The 25,891-nt window shown below is 42.3% G+C and carries 18 protein-coding genes; 8 read left to right on the top strand and 10 right to left on the bottom strand.

Annotated elements, in window-relative coordinates; genetic code table 11:
• Nucleotides 1–212: 212 nt before the first annotated feature.
• Nucleotides 213–614, top strand: a complete 402-nt coding sequence (locus tag WJR50_RS05120) for a hypothetical protein (protein WP_341292158.1) — start codon at nt 213–215, stop codon at nt 612–614.
• A 5-nt stretch (nt 615–619) separates the two neighbouring features.
• Here WJR50_RS05120 and WJR50_RS05115 read toward each other — a convergent pair whose 3' ends face one another.
• From WJR50_RS05115 to WJR50_RS05090, 6 genes are all read right to left on the bottom strand, one after another.
• A complete protein-coding gene (locus WJR50_RS05115; RefSeq protein WP_341292157.1) occupies nt 620–3,007 on the bottom strand; it encodes a TonB-dependent receptor in 2,388 nt (795 codons plus the stop codon).
• 7 nt (nt 3,008–3,014) lie between these two features.
• Nucleotides 3,015–3,689, bottom strand: a complete 675-nt coding sequence (gene rpe, locus WJR50_RS05110) for a ribulose-phosphate 3-epimerase (protein ID WP_341292156.1) — start codon at nt 3,687–3,689, stop codon at nt 3,015–3,017.
• A 126-nt stretch (nt 3,690–3,815) separates the two neighbouring features.
• Nucleotides 3,816–5,516 (bottom strand): S8 family serine peptidase, encoded by a 1,701-nt coding sequence (locus tag WJR50_RS05105; RefSeq protein ID WP_341292155.1) that lies wholly within the window; start codon nt 5,514–5,516, stop codon nt 3,816–3,818.
• Nucleotides 5,503–6,231, bottom strand: coding sequence for a hypothetical protein (locus tag WJR50_RS05100; protein ID WP_341292154.1), 729 nt, complete (start codon nt 6,229–6,231; stop codon nt 5,503–5,505). Before WJR50_RS05100 ends, WJR50_RS05105 begins: the two co-directional genes overlap by 14 nt.
• Before the next feature lie 151 nt (nt 6,232–6,382).
• Entirely contained in the window at nt 6,383–6,625 is a 243-nt protein-coding gene (locus tag WJR50_RS05095; RefSeq protein ID WP_341292153.1) for a DUF6952 family protein, read from the bottom strand.
• 19 nt (nt 6,626–6,644) lie between these two features.
• Nucleotides 6,645–6,962, bottom strand: a complete 318-nt coding sequence (locus WJR50_RS05090) for a thioredoxin family protein (protein WP_341292152.1) — start codon at nt 6,960–6,962, stop codon at nt 6,645–6,647.
• Nucleotides 6,963–7,078: 116 nt separating this feature from the next.
• On the opposite strand from WJR50_RS05090, the gene trpF reads away from it, so the two are divergent.
• Nucleotides 7,079–7,711, top strand: coding sequence for a phosphoribosylanthranilate isomerase (trpF, locus tag WJR50_RS05085; protein WP_341292151.1), 633 nt, complete (start codon nt 7,079–7,081; stop codon nt 7,709–7,711).
• Between the two features lie 52 nt (nt 7,712–7,763).
• Nucleotides 7,764–8,738 (top strand): DUF3667 domain-containing protein, encoded by a 975-nt coding sequence (locus tag WJR50_RS05080; RefSeq protein WP_341292150.1) that lies wholly within the window; start codon nt 7,764–7,766, stop codon nt 8,736–8,738.
• On the opposite strand, the gene WJR50_RS05075 is transcribed toward WJR50_RS05080, so the two are convergent.
• Nucleotides 8,735–10,435 carry a sodium:solute symporter family protein gene (locus WJR50_RS05075; protein WP_341292149.1) on the bottom strand — a complete coding sequence of 567 codons (1,701 nt, stop codon included), beginning with the start codon at nt 10,433–10,435 and terminating at the stop codon, nt 8,735–8,737. The two genes, WJR50_RS05080 and WJR50_RS05075, sit on opposite strands and share 4 nt — an antisense overlap.
• Nucleotides 10,436–10,729: 294 nt before the next feature.
• Entirely contained in the window at nt 10,730–12,484 is a 1,755-nt protein-coding gene (locus tag WJR50_RS05070; protein WP_341292148.1) for a DUF748 domain-containing protein, read from the bottom strand.
• A gap of 138 nt (nt 12,485–12,622) precedes the next feature.
• Here WJR50_RS05070 and WJR50_RS05065 point away from each other — a divergent pair, with 138 nt between their 5' ends.
• From WJR50_RS05065 to WJR50_RS05055, 3 genes are all read left to right on the top strand, one after another.
• Complete coding sequence (locus tag WJR50_RS05065) at nt 12,623–13,009, top strand: hypothetical protein (RefSeq protein ID WP_341292147.1); 387 nt, start codon at nt 12,623–12,625, stop codon at nt 13,007–13,009.
• Nucleotides 13,010–13,098: 89 nt separating this feature from the next.
• Nucleotides 13,099–17,412 (top strand): CusA/CzcA family heavy metal efflux RND transporter, encoded by a 4,314-nt coding sequence (locus WJR50_RS05060; RefSeq protein WP_341292146.1) that lies wholly within the window; start codon nt 13,099–13,101, stop codon nt 17,410–17,412.
• 11 nt (nt 17,413–17,423) lie between these two features.
• Nucleotides 17,424–18,554 carry an efflux RND transporter periplasmic adaptor subunit gene (locus WJR50_RS05055; protein ID WP_341292145.1) on the top strand — a complete coding sequence of 377 codons (1,131 nt, stop codon included), beginning with the start codon at nt 17,424–17,426 and terminating at the stop codon, nt 18,552–18,554.
• A gap of 53 nt (nt 18,555–18,607) precedes the next feature.
• On the opposite strand, the gene lon is transcribed toward WJR50_RS05055, so the two are convergent.
• Nucleotides 18,608–21,070 carry an endopeptidase La gene (lon, locus tag WJR50_RS05050; protein WP_341292144.1) on the bottom strand — a complete coding sequence of 821 codons (2,463 nt, stop codon included), beginning with the start codon at nt 21,068–21,070 and terminating at the stop codon, nt 18,608–18,610.
• Nucleotides 21,071–21,352: 282 nt separating this feature from the next.
• Between lon and WJR50_RS05045 the strand changes: the two genes are divergently transcribed.
• Nucleotides 21,353–23,266: an OmpA family protein gene (locus WJR50_RS05045; RefSeq protein WP_341292143.1), complete on the top strand. Its 1,914-nt coding sequence runs from the start codon at nt 21,353–21,355 to the stop codon at nt 23,264–23,266.
• Between the two features lie 122 nt (nt 23,267–23,388).
• Nucleotides 23,389–24,540, top strand: coding sequence for a lactonase family protein (locus tag WJR50_RS05040; RefSeq protein WP_341292142.1), 1,152 nt, complete (start codon nt 23,389–23,391; stop codon nt 24,538–24,540).
• Between the two features lie 3 nt (nt 24,541–24,543).
• Here WJR50_RS05040 and WJR50_RS05035 read toward each other — a convergent pair whose 3' ends face one another.
• Nucleotides 24,544–25,890, bottom strand: coding sequence for a DUF4302 domain-containing protein (locus WJR50_RS05035; protein ID WP_341292141.1), 1,347 nt, complete (start codon nt 25,888–25,890; stop codon nt 24,544–24,546).
• Between the last annotated feature and the right edge of the window lies 1 nt (nt 25,891).

Below are 25,891 nucleotides of genomic sequence, written 5' to 3'. Positions count from 1 at the left end.
TGGCAAAATTAATACCGAAATAAGCTTTATTAAGCTCATACGATTTTTTAAGGTAGCCGGGTAAGCTTCTACTGAATATTATCAGAAACTAATTTTTTGTAGCATTAAAAGACTCTGGCTCATGAAAAATAGTAATATTTTTGTATTTTTATTACATATAATTTTCTTCTATCAAACTTAACAGTCGCTACCTAACAGCAAAAAAGAAGCTTATGAATGAGGATTTATTGACAAAAAAAGCCATTATCTTACGTGATACAATTGTTAAGCTTGAGCTACAATTAGCACAACAAAACTACTCCCCTACTTTTGCGGATCAATATTTACTACAGCTTCTGGATAAAGCCTGTAAAGCCTGCCTAGCGCTGGGAAATCAGTTTATCAGTCTACAGACTCAGGAAGAGAGCAGAAATCATCCACCTTACGTATTTCAGAAGCTGGTAGAAAGTAAGATTATTGATCAGGCACTGAGCAGGAGATTACTTTCACTGATCGCTTTCAGAAAGCTGATTATTCAGGCAGCACTGATTAAAGGTAAGCATATACATCTGAAACTCACACCCACCCACCTTCAGGACTTCCATACATTTACGCAGAAGCTACTGTTAGCTTGAACCTATTAGTAACGAGCAGTCAGCTTTAAATTAATAAAGCGGGCTGAGAGGCGGTTGGGTACCGCATATTGCCTTGCCTGTACATCATCTATCCAACTGAAAGAAATGGTATTTTCTGCTCCCAGTACATTCAACACTTCCAGCCCCAGCCAGAGAGAGCGGAAAAAGCCATTTTCCTCCGTCTTTTCCTTCCTGAAATTTAACTGCTTGGAGAAGCCCAGGTCTAAACGTTTATAGTCAGGGCCGTCCAGAAAATTTCTGTACGCTACGCTTTCAGGAGGACCAAAAGGCAAACCTGAACCATAGAGAAAACTCACGTACACGCGTGTACTGGGATCGTTGGGAAGGTGATCCTGAAAGAAAACACCAAAATTCACCAGTTGGTCTGAGGGGCGCCGGATGTACCCCAGACCATCTCCTTCAATATCCTCACGGGTCTGGAGGAAACCCAAACTAAACCATGATTCCGCTCCGGGGATAAACTCACCACTGATCCTGAAATCTGCTCCGGTGGCGTAAGCAGTGGCATTATTATCAGCATAGTAGCGAATACGGACATTATCCACATCATAAGGGTTTACATCTGTCAGGTGCTTGTAATAGAATTCTGAAAGAAAGGCGAACTCTCTGCCAAACATGGTAAAGCGATAATCTGCTCCCGCAATAAAATGTACTGAGGATTGGGCTAGCACATCGGTATGTAACTCACCCTGCCTATCCCTAAGCTCTCTATAGAAAGGAGGTTGCTGATACATTCCTGCCGCAAAGCGAAATACTATATCTCGTAAACCAAGTGGTTTCAAAGAATACTGAAACCTGGGACTAAAGAGCCATTGCTCATTTACTGTCCAGTAGTTAACACGTAGTCCATAATTAAAAGTATGTACATCATTCAGCTCGGTAGTATTTTGCACAAAAGCAAAAAAACGATGGGAGTTCAGGTCTAAGGAATTATTGATACTCTGGTGGATGGTAGAGTAGCCGGAAGAATCGCTGAAAGCATATTGCTCCACAATATCGTCAATTTGCTCATTGGCATAGCCCAAACCAAACTCCAGGGTATTTCTGCTACCCAGGCTCATGGCATGGCGGTTCTCCAGATTGATGATTTCTGCTTCCAGTTTGTTACGTGCATGACGATAATTACTGCCAATGCCGAGAATAGTAGCACAACGGTTAAAATTTTGAGAGCCGGGCGTAATGTCAATATCACAAAGACGATAACCGGATTCCAGGTCAAAATATTCTCTTTCGCGGGTAGAAACGCGAGATGAAATCAGTTTGGTAGTCCACCAGTCCTTGATGCGATGTGTCAGTTTAAGTCCCAGCTGATAGGTACGATAATCCAGCACTTCCTGCCCTACATAGCCTACAAAGAGGCGAAAAGGCTCATCCAGCGTACCGAAAGTGGTTTCCCTGCTTTCGGGTCTTACCAGATAGCGGTTATCGGCAATGGCTCCCAGAATGCCTAATTCTGTCTTGTTCACATCAGGATCGCCGTCCAGGTCAACACTGACGTACGACTGCAAATCCAAAAATCTTGGTAAGTATTCACCTTCAGTCTCCAGCGTATTGAGCAGGTACTGAGCCGTCTTGTAGCGCCCTCCGATAAGGTAACGTATCTTCTTGTTTTTAGAACTTCCTTCCAGATGAACACCACCATTCAACAAGCTAAGGGTTGCCGAAGCTCTCGTCTTATCAGGCGTTTTATAGGTGACATTGAGGTTAGAGGATAATTTATCTCCGTACTTTGCCTGCCACCCTCCGGAAGAAAAAGTAACTGCTCCTACCAGATCAGGATTGATAAAACTTAAGCCTTCCTGCTGACCGGCACTGACCAAAAAGGGGCGGTAGACCGGAATATCATTGACATACACCAGATTCTCATCAAAATTACCTCCCCGCACAGAGTAGGTAGAAGAAAGTTCGTTATTGCTTACTACACCAGGTAAAGTAGCCAGCACTTTTGTAAAATCTCCAAAAGGCGATGGTGTCACCTGAGCAGCATTAGGCTCAATGGTCATGACACCTGCTTCACGTCTAAATGCTTCATCCTGTTGCCCACTTACTTCCACATCTTCTAAAACCCGTACCTGAGCCTGCATGACTACTGTCATTTCAAGGGTATCATTAGCAACAGTGATCTGACGAGAACGCGGCTGAAATTCTAGGTGGGAAAAGAGAAGTTCATAACTACCTCGGGAGAGTGTAAGCTGAAAATTTCCGGATGAATCGGTAGTAGTACCTTTACCACTACCCACTACCTGAATGTTAAGGTCGGCAATGCCTAAAGCAATAGAATCCAGTACCACGCCTTGTACTATTGCTTCCTGGGCATAAACGAATGAAAATAGAAAGAACAGAGAAATACACAGGCTTATCCGGGTATGCATCCACATGCTAGTTCATTTGCTTGCTTGAAGTTAGCTTTTTTAAATTTGCAATGGTAAGGAGTGGATCAGAAGATTTGAACACAAAGCTACCCGCCACCAAAGCACTGGCACCAGCTTCTACCAAAGCACTGGCATTCTGGTCAGTAATACCTCCATCAATTTCTATCCACACATCCGACTGAGTGGTCTCTAACAGTTTTTTCAGCTTTTGAATCTTGCTATAGGTCTGTTCAATAAATTTTTGTCCACCAAAACCTGGGTTTACCGACATGATCAATACCAGATCTAGTTCTTGTATGATTTCTTCCAACATGCCCACTGGTGTATGAGGATTCAATGCTACCCCTGCCTTACAACCCAGTTCTTTGATTTTAGTCACTGTACGATGTAAGTGAGAGACGGTCTCATAGTGTACTGTCAGTCTTGAGGCACCAGCATCTTTAAAAGCTTCCAGATATTCATCGGGATTTTTGATCATCAGGTGTACATCCAGAGGCTTTTTGGCATGTTTTTGAATCGCCTGACAGACCGGTATCCCAAAAGAAATATTCGGAACAAAGATTCCGTCCATAATATCCACATGAATCCAGTCGGCCTCACTTTCGTTCAGCATTTCTATGTCTCGCTGAAGGTTGGCAAAATCAGCAGCTAACACTGATGGAGCTATCGCGGTCTCTTTCATGATGATTTGCTTTGCTACAAAGCTAGGTTGGATAAACCAGAGATAGAATTAATATAGCTTATTTTTTCCAGTTGATTATATGCGAACTTAAAAACGACAGCCATTGGTGAAAGCTGAATGATTTACTTAAAACTTTACAATTTTGAGTGTATCAGAAACCGAAGCTGACAAAATATGCATAATGTAAATTCCCCGGGAAAGGCCGTCCATTTCCAGCGTAAGCGAATTGCGTTTGAATTCATCCACATTTTTCTCAAGCATCAGCCTTCCTTCAGGGCTATATAAATTGATTCGTAATTTACCTTCAAAATTTCCGTTGGAGGGCTCAATGATCAGATCACTATCTTCTACCGGATTGGGGTATACTTTGTAATAATGCTTTTGAGGAATATCCTCAATTGGCGTAAGGTAATTGTCCATCAGCTTATTGTAGTCGGGAATACCATAGCCGGTTTCATTATTGGGGGTAAGTGCCATGTCTCCGGAAAAACGAATTTTTTCCATGATCTCAACATTGGTGGCATCGGGAAAAGCCTGCCAAACTCCTGCTACAAAACCAGCGATCAGCGGTGCAGCAAAGGAAGTTCCGTTTGAAGTTACCACATTACCCGAAGCATCCACCACTACAGTCTGTAAGCCTAATGCAGAAACATCAGGCTTCACTCTTCCATCCACTGATGGGCCATAGGAACTGAATGACACTTTATCACGAGAACGACTTACAGCACCTACTGCCAGTATATTCTGGGCATCTGCGGGTGGTGACACATAGCGCCAACTGCCCGATCCTTCGTTGCCTGCACTTACCACACACACAATACCCTTTTCAGTAGCCGCATCCACTGCCCTGGTAATCACCGCAGTCTGGCCATCCAGGTCTTCGTAGCTGTAATCCATATCGGAATCATTGAATGTGGTATAGCCCAGTGATGTGCTGATGACATCTGCTCCTGTACTGTCCGCGTATTCGGCAGCAAACAGCCAGTTGTATTCTTCAATGCGATATTCGGAACTTACTTCTTCTGTTACACACAACATGAAGTCGGCACCGTAAGCCCCTGCTTCCAGTACTCCCGGTATGTATGCACCGATGCAGGAAAGTGCTTCGGTACCATGCTGGCCATACTGATATACATCGGAACTATTACCTACAAAATCATAACCGGGAAGCATACGTCCATCTTCGTAAATGTGCTGAAAGTATGACACGGTATCAACACCTCTGAAGCCGCCATCAAACACAGCAACTAATAAGCCACTACCATTATAACCGTCCTCGTGCATTTCATCTATGCCGAGCATATCATTCTGCTCCATATTAAGCAATTGCTCCAAGGGTTCTTTATGCGCTTTTACCTGTTTGGATTTACCAAAAGAGGAGCCTGACTTTCTGCGTTCTCCTCTCCCTCTTGGCTTCACCAACTCAGCGGCAATGATAAAACTCTGTGAAGTGATGGTTTCTAACTCTTCGGGGGTAACTTCAATGAGAGCACCGTTGAACCAACGGGTTTTGTAATAAACTTCAGCGCCCATTTCCTTGAGTTGTGTCAGATAATCTTCACGTACCGGAAAATCAGAATAAGTAACTGCTATGTCCTGTCTATTACGTCTTTCAATGGCCCGGGGAGAGAGAAAATCTTCCGGACGATCCAGGTCGTAGGCAAGGGTATCCTTATCTGTGAAGAAAACCACATATTGACTTTCCTGGGCAAACGCCCAATTTCCACCAAGGAAAAGAATGAAAAATAGTATAAAATATTTGGGCATATCTAATACTCTACAGCACTTCAGTATGGATTTACAAGCACCCTGCCTAGTTGTTTTCATGACCGTAAGCGATTAATGTTTGGCGATAGATACGTCCTGATTCCAGTATCCCCAACCCTACACATTCCGGTTCACTGGCACAGTAATTCAATCTAAGAGATTTTTTATACAAAAGCCCCAGCTTTTCAGCATATGTCTCAGATGCTTCCACTCTGTTGATGATGGTATCCTGGCTTTGAGCCTGTATTACGGTAAGCATATCCTCCAACATCAAACTATCCAACGGACTATCTATCTCATCTATTAACGCCTGACTGGTGTTTCTTAGTTCGTATCTGGTTTCTTCCCGGCTATTTAATGCATTAGCATCCCAACGCTGGCCAAAGCTTACCGGAAAAACCAGTTTGATAAGCGGAAGATTATTTTCTACCACCACAATTCTCTGGGTACTTTTTCTGGCTGTCCATACAGAATCTAGCGCCCATGTGTCAGACTCCATATCCCTGGTAAAGCGCTCCAGGCGATACACAATTTCGCCTCCCTGCCCGGGAAAAGAATCAGCTACAACTTCCTTAAGCTGATATTGCTGGGTATCAGGCTCATCTACCAGGGTATATTGTATGTCTTGCACGTTGTATATTGAATACCTGCCTACTTCCAAAGGAAAATAATCAATGCCTAAACGACTGCTCTGAGGAGGAATAGTCTCACTTTCACATGCCCATAAGCTTACTAGAGCTAGTGAAATCAGAGCAATAATGATAGAAATTCGCAAAGTAATAATGAATTAGTGTCTTCTGCCAATTTACAGTAGTAACCTGACATTCCAGCAAATATTTTAGGGAATGCCCTCCAATGTGATAAAAAGACAAAAAAATAACGGACCTTAAGTCCGTTACATGTATTGGAAATGATCTGCCAGCATATCAGCTGATAGATTCTCTTACTCTCCGGGTATATTCTCTTAATGCGGATTTGAAATCAACGCCTTCGTCTTTCATTCTTTCCAGGATAAAGATAGCGGCCAGAATATGTGTCAATTTCTCTCCATCATCCTCTCCTTCTACTTCAATTGGTAACGGCTGCTCTTCTACTAATGCCTCTTCTGCCGTAATTAAGTCCTCCATGGATTGATTCTCTACCAACTTCTTGACAACAGGTATTTTCATAATCTATAATCTTCTTTTTCTAGTTTAACTTTTGAATGAGTTCTACAACGGCTTCCTCCTTGCTAGAAGCTACCGAATCCAGAAGTTCACCATCTCTGAAAACTGCGAAAAAGGGTAGATTAGTAACGCCTGCTGCTTTTCTGGCTTCAGGATTTTTCTCTGCATTTACATCCAAGAAAGCTATTCCATCAAAACGCTGATCTTCTGACAAACGTCTGTACTTGGGTTTGAATAAACGGCAGCTTCCACACCAATCCGCATAATATTTTACCACAACCTTATCTTGCTGCTTCAATTTTTCCTGAAATTCTGAATCTTCTATAAGTTCTACAGCCATTCTGTTAGATTTGTTTTTAAAGTTTCTCCAATTAAAAATTGCTTTCTAATTACGAGAAACGATATAAAAAAGTTTATTGTTTGAGAAATTTTCTTATTTGAATCAATAAAATTATTATGGCTTTAAAAACATTCGTGAAAATTGGCGGAATTAATAATCTGAGCGATGCTCGCTACTGTGCAGGAATGATCGTAGATGTATTAGGATTTAGCTTTGAGCCTAAAGACGCAAACTTTATGGCGCCTGACAAATATACTGCTATCTCCGAATGGGTTTCTGGTGTGGCTTTTGCCGCAGAGTTTGACGAAAGTGAACCTGAGCAAATCAAAGAAATACTGGAGCAGTATCCAGCAGTGGATTACCTACAGCTTACTCAGGTCAGATTTATTCCTTCCTTAAAATTATTAGACATTCCCATCATCCTGAAAATTGACCTGGGTAGCGTAGCAAATGACCAACTGACTTCAATACTTGAAAGCACAGCCGAAGACGTAGCCTTCTTCCTGATTGAAAACTCTGCAAATGAAACTGATGATGCACTTTTAGAAAAAGTACTGGGGCTCACCGAAAAGTACACTATTCTGATTGGGTTCGGTCTGAGCCAGGATAATGTGCTGGAAATCATTGAGAATCATCCTATCAAAGGAATAGCGCTCAAAGGTGGAGATGAAATCAAACCCGGATATAAAGATTTTGATGACCTGGCAGATATTCTGGAAACGATTGAGGTTGATGATCTGGAAGATTAATTACAGTATTTTTCAGAGTGGCTCAGCTTACTTCTTCCACTGGTTTTAAACTATGAGAATCCGTAGAAAAACGAAAGACTGCCTCAACTGCGGCCTGTCACTTAACGAAATCTACAATTACTGCCCTCGCTGCGGACAGGAAAATAATGATCAGAATGTATCATTTGGCATGCTGGTAAAAGAGTTTTTTATCAATTATTTTTCATTTGATACCAAGTTTTCCCGTAGTATTAAGCCATTTATCATCTTGCCTGGTTTTCTTACCTTGCGTTTCAATGAAGGCAAGCGGGCAAGTTATGTGAATCCTTTACGGCTGTACCTGATTATTAGTGTGGTTTTCTTCTTTCTTAGTACCCTTTTGGTACAAAATTCTTTCTCGGATATCTCTGTTGAAAATGGAAATCAAGACTTAGGGACTGCAGTACAAGGAGATTCCATTCCTACTGAGATAGAATCTAAATTCATCAGCAATTGGGAAATTTTTAGGAATGTACTTGAAGATGAAACCCTTAACGACCAGCAGGCGCTGGACTCTATGCAAACCATAACAGAAATCAATATCAATCCGGATTCATGGCTCGGCCCTCTTGCTTTCAGTCAGTTGAGAAAAGTTGCCCGTAAAGATTTTGATGTATTTGCCGTTTATGTAGTGCAAAATATGCCTATCATGATGTTTCTGCTCTTACCCCTTTTTGCTCTCCTCCTCAAGCTTCTCTATATCCGGCAAAAGCATTTGTATGTCAATCATCTGATTCACGGAATTCATTTGCATGCTTTTGCATTTTTGTTGTTTACCTTCACCCTGCTTACTCACTTATTGATAAACTTTGATGATCTGCTTACCTTGTGGATAATAGTGCTTCTTCAATTTATGATCCATATCTACGTATTGCTCTCTTTGAAGAAAGTGTACAGGCAAGGCTGGCTCAAAACTATCTTTAAGCTGTTTATTTTGAGTAATGTCTATGGCTTTGTGTTGTTCGTCTTTGGCTTGTCAGAAACCATCATATCCTTTCTCATCTTCTAATCCGAAACACGTTTAGATTTACCCATTACCGATTGTAGGAGTAGTGCAATTGATACTACCAGCACACAGCCAATGACATTAAACCAGAGGAAGCCAATCTCTGTAGTGAAGAAGAGATAAAGTACAGTAGCCTCCGCAATGCAGGCAGCAATAAACACTGCATTAGATTTGATAAACTTGATATAAAAAGCTACCAAAAATATTCCGAGAATTGTACCATAAAAGATAGAACCAATAATATTGACAAACTCAATCAGGTTGTCTGCCAGAGAGGCAAACGTCGCAAAAATAATGGCAAGGATTCCCCAGGCCAACGTAAAAAGACGGGAAGCGTTGAGGTAATGTCGCGGAGAGCCTTCCTTTTTAAAAGACCTTTTGTACAAATCCACTACACTGGTTGAGCCCAACGCATTGAGCTCGGAAGCGGTAGAAGACATTGCAGCTGAAAAGATAACCGCCAGCAATAATCCAATCAATCCTGTAGGAAAATGATTCATGATAAAACTGATAAATACATAGTCAGTATCTTTGGTTTCAGCTAGAGGGATAGCCAGGTTTACCAGTTGTCTTACTTCATTCTGTATCTCAGCCTGTTCTTCACTGAGCTGATCTACTGCTTCCTTCCTGGAATTCATGCCTGCTTCGTCACCCGCTTCCGAAGCCTGTAGAAATCCGTTGATTTCTTCTCGCTTTTGCTCAAATGTGGCACTATGTTTTTCTTCCAGGGCCTGCCAGTCATCAGCATACTCACCCTGCACTACCTGCTGGGTAACTGCTTCGTTGAAGAATACCGGGGGCTGGTAAAACTGGTAGAAGACAAAAACTAAAACCCCTACAAACAGGATTAAAAACTGCATGGGTACTTTCAAAAGGCCATTCATTAATAATCCTAATCGGCTTTGCGCTACTGACTTACTGGAAAGGTATCGCTGTACCTGCGACTGGTCCGTGCCAAAGTAAGAAAGCGCCAGAAACATACCTCCGGTGAGCCCCGACCATACATTATATCGGTCGGAGAAATCAAGGTCAAAAGTAATCACATTAAAGCGTCCCATATTTCCTGCTACATCCATAGCGTTGCCAAAAGAGACATCTTCTGGCAGCAAATTAATAATCACAAAAGCAGCAATGATCATCCCTCCCATCATCACAGCCATCTGTTGTTTCTGGGTCTGGCTCACCGCTTTTGTTCCACCGCTTACAGTATATATAATCACCAGAGTACCAATGATGATGATAGTAAGGTTAAGGTTCCAGTTCAGTATAGTGGACAAGATGATAGCAGGCGCATAAATGGTAATCCCCGCAGCCAGGCCCCGCTGTATTAGAAAGAGGATGGCTGCCAACGTACGGGTTTTGAGGTCAAAACGGCTTTCCAGATATTCGTAAGCGGTATACACCTTCAGCCTGTAATAAATAGGAATAAACGTGACTGAGATGATGATCATGGCGATGGGCAGGCCAAAATAAAACTGGATAAAGCGCATACCATCTTCAAAAGCCTGACCTGGAGTAGAAAGGAAAGTGATCGCACTCGCCTGGGTGGCCATGACTGAAAGACCAACTGTCCACCACTTCATGCTGTTTCCACCTTTCAGGTAACCCTCCATATCTTTGCTCCCCTGAGTTTTGTAAACACCATAGCCTACGATAAACAAAAGTGTACCGAAAAGAATAATCCAGTCTATGGTGCTCATGAATAATAGGCGGTGAGGAGATAAAATAAAATGATGAGAAAAACTAAGTTGCCAATTACCAGCCAATACATGCCGGACCAGCGTTTAAAAAAAGGAGGGCCATCAAGTTGATCTTGAGATACTTTGTTCATTTCCATCATTTTTTGGGTATAGCACCAAAAATAAGGAAATTGTATAAATCACAAGGATAAGCTACATATTATTATACCAATTGCAATATTCATAAGATTTTCGTGTGGTATGATTGGACAAGCCTAAGATTAGCCTGCGGTTGATTATCTAAATCAAGTTTTATTATTCAGATTTGTCTTTTTTGAACAGTCTTTTGAAAAATCCTTTTTTCTCATCTTCATTTTTTGCTTCAGGATTTGTTCCTGGGATTTCATTACCCAGCCCCATACTTCCTTTCATACCACTGAGCAATGACTTCCACCAGTAAGAGAAAACTGATTTGTTAGGATTACGCTCAAAACTGATCTCCCCTATGCGTAAGGGCTGCGAATTGCTGGAAGGGTTATCTGTTTTGACAACAAATGCATTGGCAAGAATAGAACCTACTACTTCTTTGAGCCTTGGATCATTAGGATCGTCCTTATTGATAAGTTCTATCTTCAAATCCTTATAGGCGAAATGCATATCTCCCTTTGAAACTTTGTCATTTGCACTAATATTGAATTTCACAGCATAAGCATAGCCGCTTTCAACCCGGGCAAAGGCTGTTTTTTCCAGCATTACGTTCATACTTTCAAGTGGCAACTCATACATCTCTGCCTGAATATAATGTTGATAGTTCGGACTGTTAAGAGGAAAGTTAAAATGAATATCCATGGTACTTTTACCCATGAACCTGGTTTGAATATCAACTTCCATAGCTTGCTCCTGAAGACTGTCTAAGTTGGTAATACCATAAGCACTCATATAAAGCTCCTCAAAAGTAATGGCACCTGGTTCCTGGGCATCTTCAACCTGCTCCTGGTATTTGATATTTCCTCTCTTCAACTGTAGGGTATCCAGCCTGAAGGGAATAGGTATATTTAATATTGCTTCCTGCACCATAGGTTTGGTTTCCTGAGGAGCTTCAGGCAACCGCTTGTCTTTGAAGACTGATAATTCGGCATCTTCAATCGTGATTTTTCCTACCAAAAATGCAAGGTCACTAACCAGATAATGCAGGTCTATCTGCTCCATGTCCAGCCTGGCAACATTTAAGTTAATCCGGTCTGCCTGATGTCCGACATCACGGGCAAACTGGTACAGAGATTTTTGAGGTTCTACAGAAAAGTTTTCAACAATGAGTTGTTCCGCTACCGGGTCAGCCTGCAGCAGGCCGAGCTTAAATGTGTATAAACTGTCGGACGTGGTAAATGAGGAATTTTCAACTTTAAGGACAAACTCTTTGGCATATGGGTAGCCATAGTTACGATTCACCGTGCTGGAGTCTACATGCAATTCAAGAATATTAGCATGGATATCTCCCAGGCTGAAAGGCAGTTGTTCATTTTTTTTATTTACCCATTGTAGATTAGCCCCATCAATATTTAATTTTTGAACATCTAATGAATCAAAATATTCTTTAATGAGCGCATGCGCGTCAAACTGTTGGATTTTATCCAAACCCACAGAATCTTTCTTTTTTCTTTTGCCTAAAGAATAGTCGTAGATGATAAGGCGAGGGGCTTTGATACTAAGTTCTTCAACCAGTAAATACCTTTGAGGAATCATCCGCCAAAAATTGCCCAGCCCCAGTTCAAAGTCACCTACATTGGCAGACACCCATTTTCTGTTTTGCAGACTATCCTCATTTGCTACGCGTGCACTATCAAAATTGAGCTTAAAGTCTTTGAATGTAACTGTCTGTTGAAAAGGATGAATATCCATATTGGTATAGGATACCTCATACAAGCCTGAAGAATAATAGCTTACTGATTCTTTAAAAACTGCATTGAGTACTGGCTTTATCCAGAAGAATACAAATAGCTGTACACCAATTACTAATGTCAGTAGCAGCCCGATGGCAATGCTTCCAATAATCACGGATTTCTTACGCATGCATTCAGGTGTTAGGGCTACTAATTAGATCAGATATAAATTATGTGACTTGCTTTTATCTAAAAGTAAAATACGGTTATTTTGTTTAAAAGCTTACATTAATTAGCTACTTTAATGCATATGCTTTTGCTTCTTTAAATGTTACGCCAGTTTAATATATTACCCTTATTTCTCGCTTGCTTTTTGGTATTAGGGCATTCGGTATTTCCGCATACCCACCAAAAAACCAGTGGCGACGAATTTATTCTCGGCATAGAAGCATTGAATTGTAAAAGCGGTATTTTTAGCCTGCTGCATGATGTATTCTCACAGGATTTGGGAGATAACCATCTGGAAAATTTCAACAAAGCACAACAGGAACTTCCTGCATTTCTTTTTGTAGCTCAGGCTTTTTTACATACCCTACTCCATTTTAATATAGAGACTGAAGAAGAGAAGACCTATAATGCTCTTGAAGCCTCCCCCAAACTTTTTGCAGAATTTATTTTGAAAGACGCTCCCCTCAGAGCGCCGCCCCATATTTAACCCCCCCTTTCCGTTTTTATTTTCTTGCCACACTCAGCTACCATTGCTGAAGTGAAGCATCATTCTATTTACCCATACATATTCTTGTCATGTTTGAGAAGATCATTGACCTCTCGGTCAACAATAAATTTATTATCATCCTCATGGTGCTCTTTCTAACCGGATTTGGGATTTACTCCATGAGAGAGCTACCCATTGACGCAGTACCAGATATCACCAACAATCAGGTGCAGGTAGTAACCGTATCACAATCCCTGGCACCGCAGGAAGTAGAGAAATTCATTACTTATCCTATAGAAATCTCCATGGCCAATATTCCGGATGTTACGGAGATTCGCTCTATTTCCCGATACGGGCTCTCAGTGGTTACTATTGTCTTTGAAGATGATGTACCTACTATGATTGCCCGTCAGTATGTAGGGGAACAAATTGCCATTGCCGCTGACCAGATTCCGGCAGGCTTAGGTAGTCCGGAACTTATGCCGATCACTACCGGGCTGGGAGAGCTTTACCAATATACGCTGGAAGTAGAAGAAGGCTTTGAAGACGAGTACGATGCCATGTCACTGCGTACGATACAGGACTGGATTGTTAAGAGACAGTTATCCGGAATACCGGGTATTGTGGAGGTCAGCAGTTTCGGAGGTTATCTCAAACAATATGAAGTAGCTCTTGACCCTGCCAAACTCAAAAGTCACCGCTTAACCATTGCTGATGTATTTGATGCACTTGCTGCCAATAACCAGAATTCCGGGGGCAGCTATATTGAAAAGAATAGCAACGCCTACTATATCCGTGCTGAAGGACTGATCAGCCAGATTCAGGACATTGAAAATATTGTGATTGATGTGCGTAATGACTTGCCTATCCTGGTAAAGCATGTAGCGGAAGTTCAATTTGGCTCTGCCAAGCGTTTCGGTGCCATGACCAAAGATGGAAAGGGAGAAGCTGTTGGGGGTATCACGCTGATGCTGAAAGGTGCCAACTCTTCTGAGGCAATTGACAATGTGCACCAAAGAATTGCGCAGGTGCAAAAATCATTACCTGAAGGAGTACAGATTGTCCCCTACCTGGACCGTTCTGATCTGGTAGCACGAACGATCAAAACCGTAAGAAATAATCTCGTAGAAGGGGGCTTGATTGTGATTTTTGTACTGGTACTTCTACTAGGCAACTTCAGGGCAGGCCTTATTGTGGCTTCGGTCATCCCGCTTTCCATGCTCTTTGCCTTCATCATGATGCGGGCTTTTGGCGTGTCGGCCAACCTGATGTCATTAGGAGCAATAGACTTTGGTATTGTGGTAGATGGTGCGGTGATCATTGTAGAATCTGTACTGCATGTCCTCTACACGCAGTATGTGGGCAGAAAGCTCAGCAGAGACGAAATGAACTCAGTAGTGAGCTACTCGGCATCTCAAATCTTCAAGTCAGCCGCCTTTGGTGTACTCATCATCATCGTAGTATTTATCCCGATTATGACACTGACCGGCATAGAAGGCAAGATGTTTAGGCCTATGGCCCAGACAGTGAGTTTCGCGGTGCTAGGTGCCCTCTTTTTATCCTTGACTTATGTGCCTATGATGGCCTCTCTGGTACTGAAAAGAGACATCAAAGACCACAAAAACTTCTCAGACAAGATTATGGGAGGCTTAAAAAAAATGTATCTACCGGTACTTAACAAAGCTATTGACTACAAAAGAAGTGTGGTGGCCGTCGCATTTGTTTTGTTCCTAATCAGTGCCTTCAGCTTTACCCGTTTGGGGGGTGAATTTATTCCTACCCTGGAAGAAGGGGATCTTGCCATGCAGATGACGATTCAGCCGGGTAGTTCATTACAGGAGAGTGTAAAAACTTCCAGCAAGGCAGAAAAGATATTGCTGGAAAACTTTCCCGAAGTAAAGACGGTGATCTCCAAAATAGGTACAGCCGAGGTGCCCACTGACCCTATGGCTATTGAAGATGGCGATATCATGATTATTATGAAAGATAAGGCTGATTGGGTGACTGCCGAGACGAGAGAAGAACTGGTGGCCATGATGAAAGAAAAGCTGGACGTAGTGGCGGGAGCAAGTTTTGACTTCACCCAGCCTATTCAGCTTCGCTTTAATGAGCTGATCTCAGGCGTAAAAACTGACATTGCCGTCAAAATATATGGAGAAGACATGAACGAACTCTTTTCCAAAGCCAATGAGGCGGCAGCTATCATCAGCGATATACCGGGAGCGGCGGATATTAAGGTGGAACAGGTAGAAGGGCTACCTCAGCTGATGATCCGTTATGATCGCCAGAAGATCGCCCAGTACGGCCTCAATATTGAAGAACTCAATACCCTCATCAGAGCGGCTTATGCTGGTGAACCTGCCGGGGTCATCTTTGAAGGAGAGCGTAAGTTTGACATGGTAGTAAGGCTGAATGAAACCGACCGGCAAAATGTAAACCTGGAGCAATTGTATATCAATAATGGTTATGGTACACACCTTCCCGTGAGTCAGGTAGCCAGTGTGGAATACGAAGAAGGGCCGATGCAAATCTCCCGGGAGGACACCAAAAGAAGAGTGACCATCGGTATTAATGTCAGGAACCGGGACATAGAAAGCCTGGTGGAAGAGATACAGCAAAAACTGGACAATAATCTAGCCCTTCAACCCGGCTACTACATTGGTTATGGAGGCGATTTTGAAAACCTTCAGGCTGCTAAAGCCAGACTGAGTATTGCTGTCCCCATTGCCCTTCTGATGATTCTTATACTGCTATATTTCACTTTTGGCTCTATCAAATATGCCATTCTGATTTTTACCGCAGTACCACTTTCTGCTATCGGAGGTATTACTGCTTTATGGATAAGGGATATGCCTTTTAGCATTTCTGCTGGAGTAGGTTTTATCGCGCTCTTTGGTGTAGCTGTGCTCAATGGTATCGTACTGATCAGCTATTTCAATCATCTGCGTGATGAAGGCATGACCGACCTGAGAGAAGTAGTGATCAGAGGAGGATTGGCACGATTGCGCCCGGTAATCATGACTGCGGCGGTTGCTTCTTTAGGTTTCCTGCCGATGGCTTTATCCAGTACGGCAGGGGCCGAAGTACAAAAGCCTTTGGCTACTGTAGTGATCGGAGGGCTGATCACTGCTACCCTGCTCACTTTGGTAGTGCTACCAATTCTTTACATGCTTTTCAACCAGGCTCCACGCGTGAGTAAAAGTGGCCTAGGAGTACTCTTACTACTTTGTCTGCCCTTTGCCAGTCAGGCTCAGCATGAACCTGCTACCTTAAGCCTGGACCGTGCCTTGGAAGTGGGATTAGAAAACCATCCCTCCGTAAACAATGCTCAACTGGAGGTATTGAGCGCTCAAAAGATGAAAGGGAGTGTGCTGCAACTACCTTCTACAGAGTTTACCTATCAGTACGGACAAATCAACTCAGAACTGAAAGATCCGATGTGGCAAATCAATCAATCCTTTGGTTCGCTGCTTGCCCACGGGCAAAGAAGCAATTATGTAAACCAGCAGATTGCGCTCAATGAAACTGAGCTGGCATTAGCCCAGAAGCAGCTGAAAAAGGAAATTAAAGCGGCTTACTACTACTGGGTATATGAGCTTGAGCTTTTGAAACAAAGACAAGAGGAGCTGAACCTGTACTCAGATTACAGCCAAAAAATAAAGCTGCGCTACGAAAGTGGTGACAGCGATCTACTGGAAAAAACCCTATCTGAAAGTCAGTACAGTAATGCCCGCAATGCCGTAGAGAAACAAAAAGACCAGGTGCAGATCGCAGAAAACACATTAAAGCAGTTGTTGTATGATCCTGACTTTAGACAAATATCACCTGACGTGGATACACTGCTAACCATTGACTTTCAGGCGAAGTCATTAGCAAATAGTACCAATACTTTGTTAGTAGACAGAAGTCAGAAAGCTCACAACTTGAGCCAGTCTTTGGTTAAGCTGGAAAGCAGCATGTTTTTCCCTGAACTCTCGGTGGGCTACTTCCACCAAAATATCAGTGATCGCGAGCTAAGGCTGAAAAATCTGCAGGGCTGGCAGGTCGGAGTCGCTTTTCCTGTTTGGTTTTTCCCCCAGAAAAGTAAGATCAGTCGTGCCAAGATACAGGAACAGCAGGCCCTCAATCGTATGGAATACATGCAGTACAATGTAGCGCAGGAAATTGACAAGTTACTCCTTCGGTTAAACCAGACTGAGAAACAACTCAATTACTATACTGAAACTGCTTTGCCCCAGGCTGAAGTGATCTTAAACACTGCGAATCTACAGCTTTCACAGGGTGAGATTGATTACTTCCGTTATCTACAAAGTATCACCACGGCTATCCAAATCAAAATAAATTATCTCAACAGCTTAAATGATTACAATCAGGCTGTCATCAATGTAGAGTTTTACCAATAAAGATTAATATCATGAAAACCATATATTTTATTCCATTGACTCTTCTTTTTCTCTCCTGCTCGGAAAGCACACAGGAAAATCAAGAGGCAGCCGAAGTAGACACTCCTGCAGAGTTTACTTCCAGCAGTATCAAATTAAATGATGACCAGATCGCTCTGGCTGAGATCAAATTAGGCTCATTACAAAAGCAAATGGTTTCCGACTTTGTAGAGTGCAACGGTACCATTACCCTTCCACCACAAAATATTGTTACAGTAAATGCCCCTATGGGTGGCTTTGTGGAAAAAGTAAATTACCTTCCCGGAGACTTTGTCAAAAAAGGAGCATTGCTGGCTGTACTGAGTCACACCGACTACATTAAGCTTCAACAGGCTTATTTGGATACCCAAAGTAAGCTAACCTTCGCTGAGCAGGAGTACGAAAGACAAAAAACACTTTCCAGCGGAGATGCTTCGGCACGCAAACGACTTGAAGAATCCACATCTAATTACAAATCTCTCCAGGCTCAACTAATGGGTACTGCCGCGCAACTGAAATACATCGGCATCCGCCCGGAAGATATTGAGAAAAATGGCATCAGGTCCAGTATAGCGCTCTTTGCCCCCATCAACGGCTACATTACAGCGGTAAATATCAACCGTGGGAAATTTGTGAGCAGCCAGGAAAATATGTATGAGCTGATTGATAAATCTCACATGCATCTTGACCTCAATGTATTTGAAAAAGATATCCCAAAAATCAGCATAGGACAAAGTGTATTTTACAGCCTTAACGAAAATCCTGAGCGTAGCTTTGAGGGGAAAGTCTCCCTTATCGGGCAGAAAATGGAAGAAGAAAATCGTGCTTTTAGTGTACACGTGGATATTGATGCTCCAGAAGATTACTTCAAACCCGGTATGTATACCAATGCCAAAATCTTCCTGGCAGCAGATAGTGTGGCTGCTCTCCCTCAATCTGCACTGATCAGAGAAAGTAATGAGTACTATATTTTCGTTAAGGAAGGAGATGCTTTTGTAAGAAGACGTGTTCAAACCGGAGCAGAATACAACGACATGACGCAAATTATTAATCCGGAAACCCTTGAAGGGCAGTCTATCGTCTTAGAAGGTGCTTATTATCTGAAAGCTGAGGTAGGCGAATAAGAAAAGCGGAAGATTTAGACTTCCGCCTCATAAAAACAACATAATGTATAATCCTACTCAGTTACAAACTGGATAGGATTTTTTACTTTTTTGCTTAATAATGCCAAATCAAGTACTTCATCAACGGTACGTACATAATGTATGTTGAGCTGTTTAGTATACTGCTCACCTATTTCGTCTACATCTTTACGGTTACGATCGCAGAGAATAATATCTTTGACACCGGCACGACGGGCTGCAAGAATCTTCTCTTTGATACCACCAACTGGCATCACCTTTCCTCTAAGCGTAATCTCACCAGTCATGGCCATCTTATTTCTCACTTTTCTCTGGGTGTATACTGAGGTCATGGCAGTCAGCATCGTGATACCTGCTGAAGGACCGTCTTTGGGTACCGCGCCGGCAGGAATATGTAAGTGCAAATCGTAATTGTCAAACACCTTATAGTTGATACCCAACTGCTCAGCATTGGATTTCAGATAAGAAAGTGCCGTCATGGCTGATTCTTTCATCACATCACCCAACTGACCGGAGAGCGTAAGTTTACCTTTGCCTCTGCTCAGGCTGGATTCTATAAATAAAATTTCTCCCCCGGCCTGCGTCCAGGCTAATCCTGTGACTACGCCTGCCAGTTCGTTTTCCTCATAAATTTCTTTATCAAATACGGGAGCACCCAGAATCTTTTCTACTGCTTCAGCAGTGATTTTAGGAGAATGCTCCTCTTCCAGTGCGATAGATTTGGTAATATTTCTGATCACCGTAGCAATCTTACGTTCCAAACTTCTTACACCAGACTCACGGGTATAATTTTCAATAATAGTTTGGATCGCTTTTTTGTCAAATGTCACCTGCTTGGCATTAAGGCCATGCTCTTTGCGCTGCTTGGGCACAAGGTGTTTTTTGGCAATTTCTATCTTCTCTTCAATGGTATAACCGGTGATCTCTATGATTTCCATACGGTCACGCAGCGCATGATGGATGGTATCCAAAGAATTTGCAGTGGCAATAAAGAGTACATTGGATAAGTCATACTCTACTTCCAGGTAATTGTCCAGAAATGTATCATTCTGCTCAGGGTCCAGCACTTCTAGCAAAGCAGAAGAAGGATCACCACGAAAATCAGAGTTTACTTTATCAATTTCATCTAGCACAAATACCGGGTTGCCGGTCTTTGCTTTTTTGAGGTTGCTGATGATTTTACCAGGCATTGCCCCTACGTATGTCTTACGGTGGCCTCGGATTTCAGCTTCATCACTCACACCACCCAAGGAGAGACGGCAGTATTTACGGTTGAGTGCTTTGGCAATAGATTTACCCAAGGAGGTTTTACCCACACCAGGAGGGCCATAAAGACAAAGAATAGGGCCTTTCATATTATTTCGCAGCTTAAGCACTGCTAGATATTCTATGATTCTCTCTTTTACTTTTTCCAGCCCATAGTGGTCTTTGTCCAGTATTTTCTTAGCCCTTTTCAGGTCAAGGCTGTCTTTAGAATAGTTTTCCCAGGGTAGGTCCAGCAGAAACTCCACATAGTTGAAGGATACCGGATATTCGGCAGCCATCGGATTCATACGGGAAAGCTTATCCAGTTCTTTGTTGAAATGCTTAGCTACATATTCGGGCCATTTTTTCTTCTCCCCCCGAGTACGCATTTTCTCCATTTCTTTATCCAGCCCACCATCGCCCAACTCATCCTGCAAGACTTTCATCTGTTGACGGAGGAAGTAATCGCGCTGCTGCTGATCAATGTCGGAATGTACCTTGCTATGGATTTCGTGCCGTATTTCCAGCATCTGAATATCCTTGTACATATACTCCAAAAGCTGCTTGGCCCTCTTTAAACCATCATTGGTTTCCAGCAATTTTTGTTTGTCTGCCACATCCGCACTGATATTGGAAGACAAAAAATGAGTAAGAAAGCTGGGGCTTTCAATATTGTCCAGGGCAGCTTGCGCTTCCTGAGGGATTTCAGGATTAAGCTTAAGAATTTTGGTAGCCGCCTCTTTTAATGATTGTACTAAAGCAATCACTTTCTTTTCTGAACGAGAAGGAAAGTGCTCTTCAATAACTGAAATACTAGCCGTAATATAAGGCTCCTCTTTAATTACTTCAGTGATTTGGAATCGTGCCTTACCCTGAATGATAATGGTAGTACTGCCATCCGGCAATACCAACATCTTGATAATTTTGGCTACTGTACCTACTTTATAAATATCCTCGGAGTCAGGCTCTTCGGCATCGCCATCTTTTTGTGCCACTACCCCTACTATTCTGTCTCCGTTTTCATAGGCATTTTTGACAAGTTTGATGGATTTCTTTCTTCCTACTGTGATCGGGATGACTACCCCGGGAAAAAGTACAGTATTGCGGATAGGGAGGATAGGCAATTCCTCCGGAATTTCATTTATATCATCTTCTTCGTTCTCGTCGCTGGTGACAAGGCGAATAAGGTCATTGGATTCTCCTTCATGTAATTCATTCAATAATATTGATTCAAACATTGTATTATCTTTCATATCCCACGCTTTTATGCCATTTTGGCATATTATATGTAGTTATTTTATCTATACCACTATATGTAGTAATTGGCAATCGCTATGCCATTACTTGAGGCCAAATAGCAATAAAGGCTTATCTAACCTAGTAAAATATAAGCAGTTCCACTTGAAAACATGCTGCATTCTTACAAATTGAAATTAATTTGGCTTTTAATTGTTCCTAAAAGCATGTTGTCAGAATTTGCAGGCTAGATGGTATTAAGACTTTTCATTTGTACAGTGCTTTTTTGTTTCACAATCGTGAAAGCACATTCGCAGCTTCGGGCGGTAAGTGAAAGCTTAAGCCTGGAGGATAGCAGTGCTATTGCCCAACAAAAAAGAATCCGCAAACTTATCTCTTTTCCTAATATTAACCGGATACCTTATTACTCGGACAAGCAAGATTTACAGGCAATCCAGAAGTACAGTAATGCCAAAAATAAAAATGAGCTTTATCCTTTATTATATGAGTACGTAAGCCAATTCGGTATAGAGAATTTTTTTAGAGATAATCAACTTCTCTGGCAGTTGGCAGCTTTGGAAGAAGAAAAGGGTGACACACTGGCAGCCATTCAATTATACAAGTTAGTCTTAAAACATTACCGGGACGGTATGGAGCTTGGGCTGGTAAAAGATGAGATGAATAAGCTGCCAGTGGATAATAAAGACGATTATGTTCCTCTCAAATATTATTACGAACTGGTTGAGTACCGTAAAGAAATAGATACACTGCGTCCTCCTCAGGGTGTGTACATCAACATGGGGCAGGAAATTAACTCCAGAGCAGGAGATTATGGACCGGCATTAAGCCCCGATAATTCGGTAATGTTCTTTACTTCCAAAAGGAATATCATTAAACAGGGGCTAAAAGAAAGGGAAAATGAAGACCTGATGTTTAGCCGAAATGAAAGCGGCTTCTGGACGCCTGCAGAACCCCTTACTCCGGTTAATTCACCTTACAACGAAGGCTCAGCGACCATTAGCCCTAAGGGAGATAAGCTAGTTTTCACGCGTTGTAGCTCACCGGATGGTGTCGGAAGCTGCGACCTCTACGTGAGCAATATGCAGGAAGATGGCACCTGGAGCACCGCTCAAAATCTCGGGAAAGCCATCAACAGTATTTACTGGGATTCACACCCTTCCTTTTCACATAGCGGAGATACCTTATTCTTCGCTTCTGACAGACCGGGGGGATTTGGAATGACAGACATCTATTTTACCCATAAAGACAAAACTGGCTTCTGGTCTATCCCACAAAATATGGGGCCAATTATCAATACCAGAGGTAGCGAAGTAAGCCCCTTCTATCATCCCGGGCACCATGTTTTTTACTTTAGCTCCAATGGGCACCTGCTCAACTTTGGAGAATTTGACATCTACAAATCCAACCGGCTGGATAATATCTGGGGAGAACCCAAGAATATTGGACCTCTGGTGAATGGTCAAGGCAGTGAGTTCTATTTTACGATAGATGCTCAATCCCAAAATCTGTATTACGCACGTTCAGTGGAGGATAAGATGGCTAACCTTGATCTTTATTCATTTCCACTGCCTATGGAAGCGCAGCCTCTGGCGACCACAAACCTTAAAGGTTCGCTGCGCAATGAAGAAACCGGTAAGCCTTTTTCCAATGGTATTGTGTCTATCATAGATTTGGATAATGGTATAGAAGTAGCGCCTAAGTTCCTTAAACCGGATGGCTCCTTTGAGTTCCAACTGATCAATAATAACAATTACCTGATTATCATTCAGGGAGATGAATTTTTCCGTTTGGAAGAGATTTTCTTTCTGGATGGTGACAAAGAAATACATCGCAAAGTCGCTTCGGTCAGCAGCCGCCTCAAGTTTGAAAACATGAAGTTTGACAATGGAAAGGCTGAGCTCAAAACCTCTATGTTTGCTGACCTGGACAAAATCATAGACTTCCTGCTGGATAACCCTGATTTTAAGCTTAAAATTGAAGGGCATACCGACTCCGATGGTGATCCTGATCTTAACTTGGATCTTTCTCAAAGACGTGCAAATGCAATCAAAGAGTATCTAGTGGAATTTGGAAAGTTGGATGCCAGCCGTATTGAGGCTATTGGTTACGGTAGTGCTAAGCCAATCGTTGAAGAAAAAACTGAAAAGGATAAGCAATTAAATCGTAGGGTAGAATTTAACATTATACGCTGATAGCAAGGGATGTTCAATCTATAGGTTGAACATAACCTTAATACTCAAACTGCTATTATTTTTCATTCTGCTTGTCTAATATGCATCTGCTTTGCATTTTGAGATAATCAACACCACAACCTATGAAAATCAAACATACTCTTCTGCTTAGTCTTTTGATGTTCATGTGCTTTTTATTAAAAGCACAGACTCCTACCAAAGAACGCTTATATGTAGGCACATACTCAGACCGGGGAAGCAAAGGCATTTACGTAATGGAATTTGACAGGACCAGTGGAAAGCTAAGCGAACTACAAACCTTAGAAGATAAACAAAGTCCTTCATTTCTGGCAATCCATCCTAATGGAAAATTTCTTTATGCTGTATACCGGGAGGGTATGACTGAGGATGATAAAAATGGTACCGTCACTGCTTTTCGTATTGATCCTAAGAGCGGTAAGCTCAGCAAGCTTAATGAACAATCTTCGCATGGAGCAGGCCCTTGTCATATAAGCATAGATCCTAAAGGTAAGCTGGCGTATGTCTCTAACTACGGGGGTGGCAATCTAGCCGTATATCCGCTTAACCCCGATGGAAGTCTGGGTATGGCGACTGATGTGATTCAACACGAGGGAAGCAGTGTAAACCAAAATCGCCAGCAAGCCCCGCATATGCATTCCATTATCCCTTCTGAAAACGGAGATTTCTTATATGCCTCTGACCTGGGAATTGATAAGGTTATGATCTACCAGCCTGAGCGTAAATCAGGTGAGATAAAGCCTGCTCAACAAGCTTACGCAGCCAGTACACCCGGAGCCGGGCCAAGACACTTTACGCTACACCCTAACGGAAAATTAGCGTTTTCTATTGAAGAGTTATCCTCCACAATTGCAGTTTATTCGGTAGATGAAAAAACAGGAGCTTTGAAAGCAGTGGATCGCGTGCCTACCTTACCTGAAGGTACGCAAGTTCAAAACAATACTACGGCAGATATTCACGTATCTCCTGACGGAAAATATGTATATGCATCCAATCGTGGACACGACAGCATTGTCATCTATGCCATTGATGCTGATACCGGAAAGTTATCCTATGTAGGCCACGAAGGCTCGGGGGGCGCTCACCCCAGAAATTTTTGCATGGATAGCCAGGGTGAGTTTGTGTTTGTAGCCAACCGTGATAACGATAATGTAGTTGTCTTCAAAAGAGATGCAAATAGCGGAAAACTAAGTCCCACCGGAAATGAAGCTCACATTCCGGCAGCAGTCTGCATTAAACAGTTACGTTTGCCTTGAAGACTATTCATTGTACAAGAATACGAAGCTCATACCATTACAGGTATTGTAAAATTCGTATACATTGTCCTCAACTTTGTAGATACGTACCCCCTCTCCCTCATTAAACCAATTCAGGTATTTATCTACATTCGCTTCATTGAACGTACCCGTAGTATCCTGTAATACCGTAAAATCATCAGCATACTCAAGCTGAAGCTGGTTACCCTGAAGGTTGGGCGTAAATTCTCTCAGCGCACGGGTGACAGTGCCACTTTCATTTACAATAAAAAAGCCCAGAGCATAAAAAGGGTCAGATGGTGTTTGATCATAATATAAAATCATGGCAAGAGAACCTTCAACATCTTCCACTATCTGGGAACCGAGTGATCCATTTTCATCAAAAATGTTCTGATTGACACTAAAGAAGAACTCAGCTTTATCAAACAAGTTTGCTCCATTAGGATCAAAGATCGCATTCTCAAGTACAGCGGGCGATGAATTAATTGAAGCGGTATACTCATTTACTGATACAGTTTCATCACAAACTGTCAGACTAGCCTCAGTAAGTTCGCCAAAACTGATGCTGGGGATAGAAACTTCCTGCCCAAAATAATTGCCTGAAAAAGCTTGGTCAAAAATAATTTTGTCGTTCTCAACAATATAAGAAGTAGCAAATTCAAGCTCCTGTCCTTCTTCAGAACCATCGGGCGAAATAAAAGTAAAGTTGATAGTACGCAGGAAACTCTCAAAAGTCAGATAGATTACGATATCACGATTCGTATAGCTGAGGCGGTAAGAGGTTGCAAATCTGGCCAGAGCATTTTCTGAGAGCATATTCAAATTGTTGGACAATTCTTTTCCCAACAAATTTGCTTCTTCATTCCCGATGGCGGGTTCAAAAACCAGAGTGGTGGGTGATGAAGGATCTGTCTTGCTTCTAAAAACCAATGCTCCATCGGGAGTCTCATTGACATAATTAAACTCATACTCTGCCAGAAAAGTAGCGCCTTCCTGCTCAAAAAGGAAGCTGAAGAACGAATAGTTTTCAAAGATCAGTTCCAGTCCGAGCGAGTTATCAATCCTGTAAGTAATGGTCTGGTCATAAAACTCTCCATCATTCACGCCAAAATCCGTTCTGATACGTACATTATTTTCTTCGTCAAAATTCAGCAGGACATAGTAGCTACCAGATTCGTTTTCAGGCTTGTAACGCAGCAACCAACCCTCAGCAGGAGCGGTAAGCTGAGATTTCAGATTTGCGATAGCCTCAGCAGCCCGCTCATCTGCACTGGTATCAAATACATTGTCATCGTTCTGGCAAGCTATTAGCAAGCCCATAAGGCTAAAAGCCCATATTATTCTCTTCATA

This window comes from Catalinimonas locisalis (genome assembly GCF_038039535.1).
Lineage (GTDB): Bacteria > Bacteroidota > Bacteroidia > Cytophagales > Cyclobacteriaceae > Catalinimonas.
Note: the sequence above shows the minus strand (reverse complement) of the source record. Positions and strands in the feature narration are given on the sequence as shown.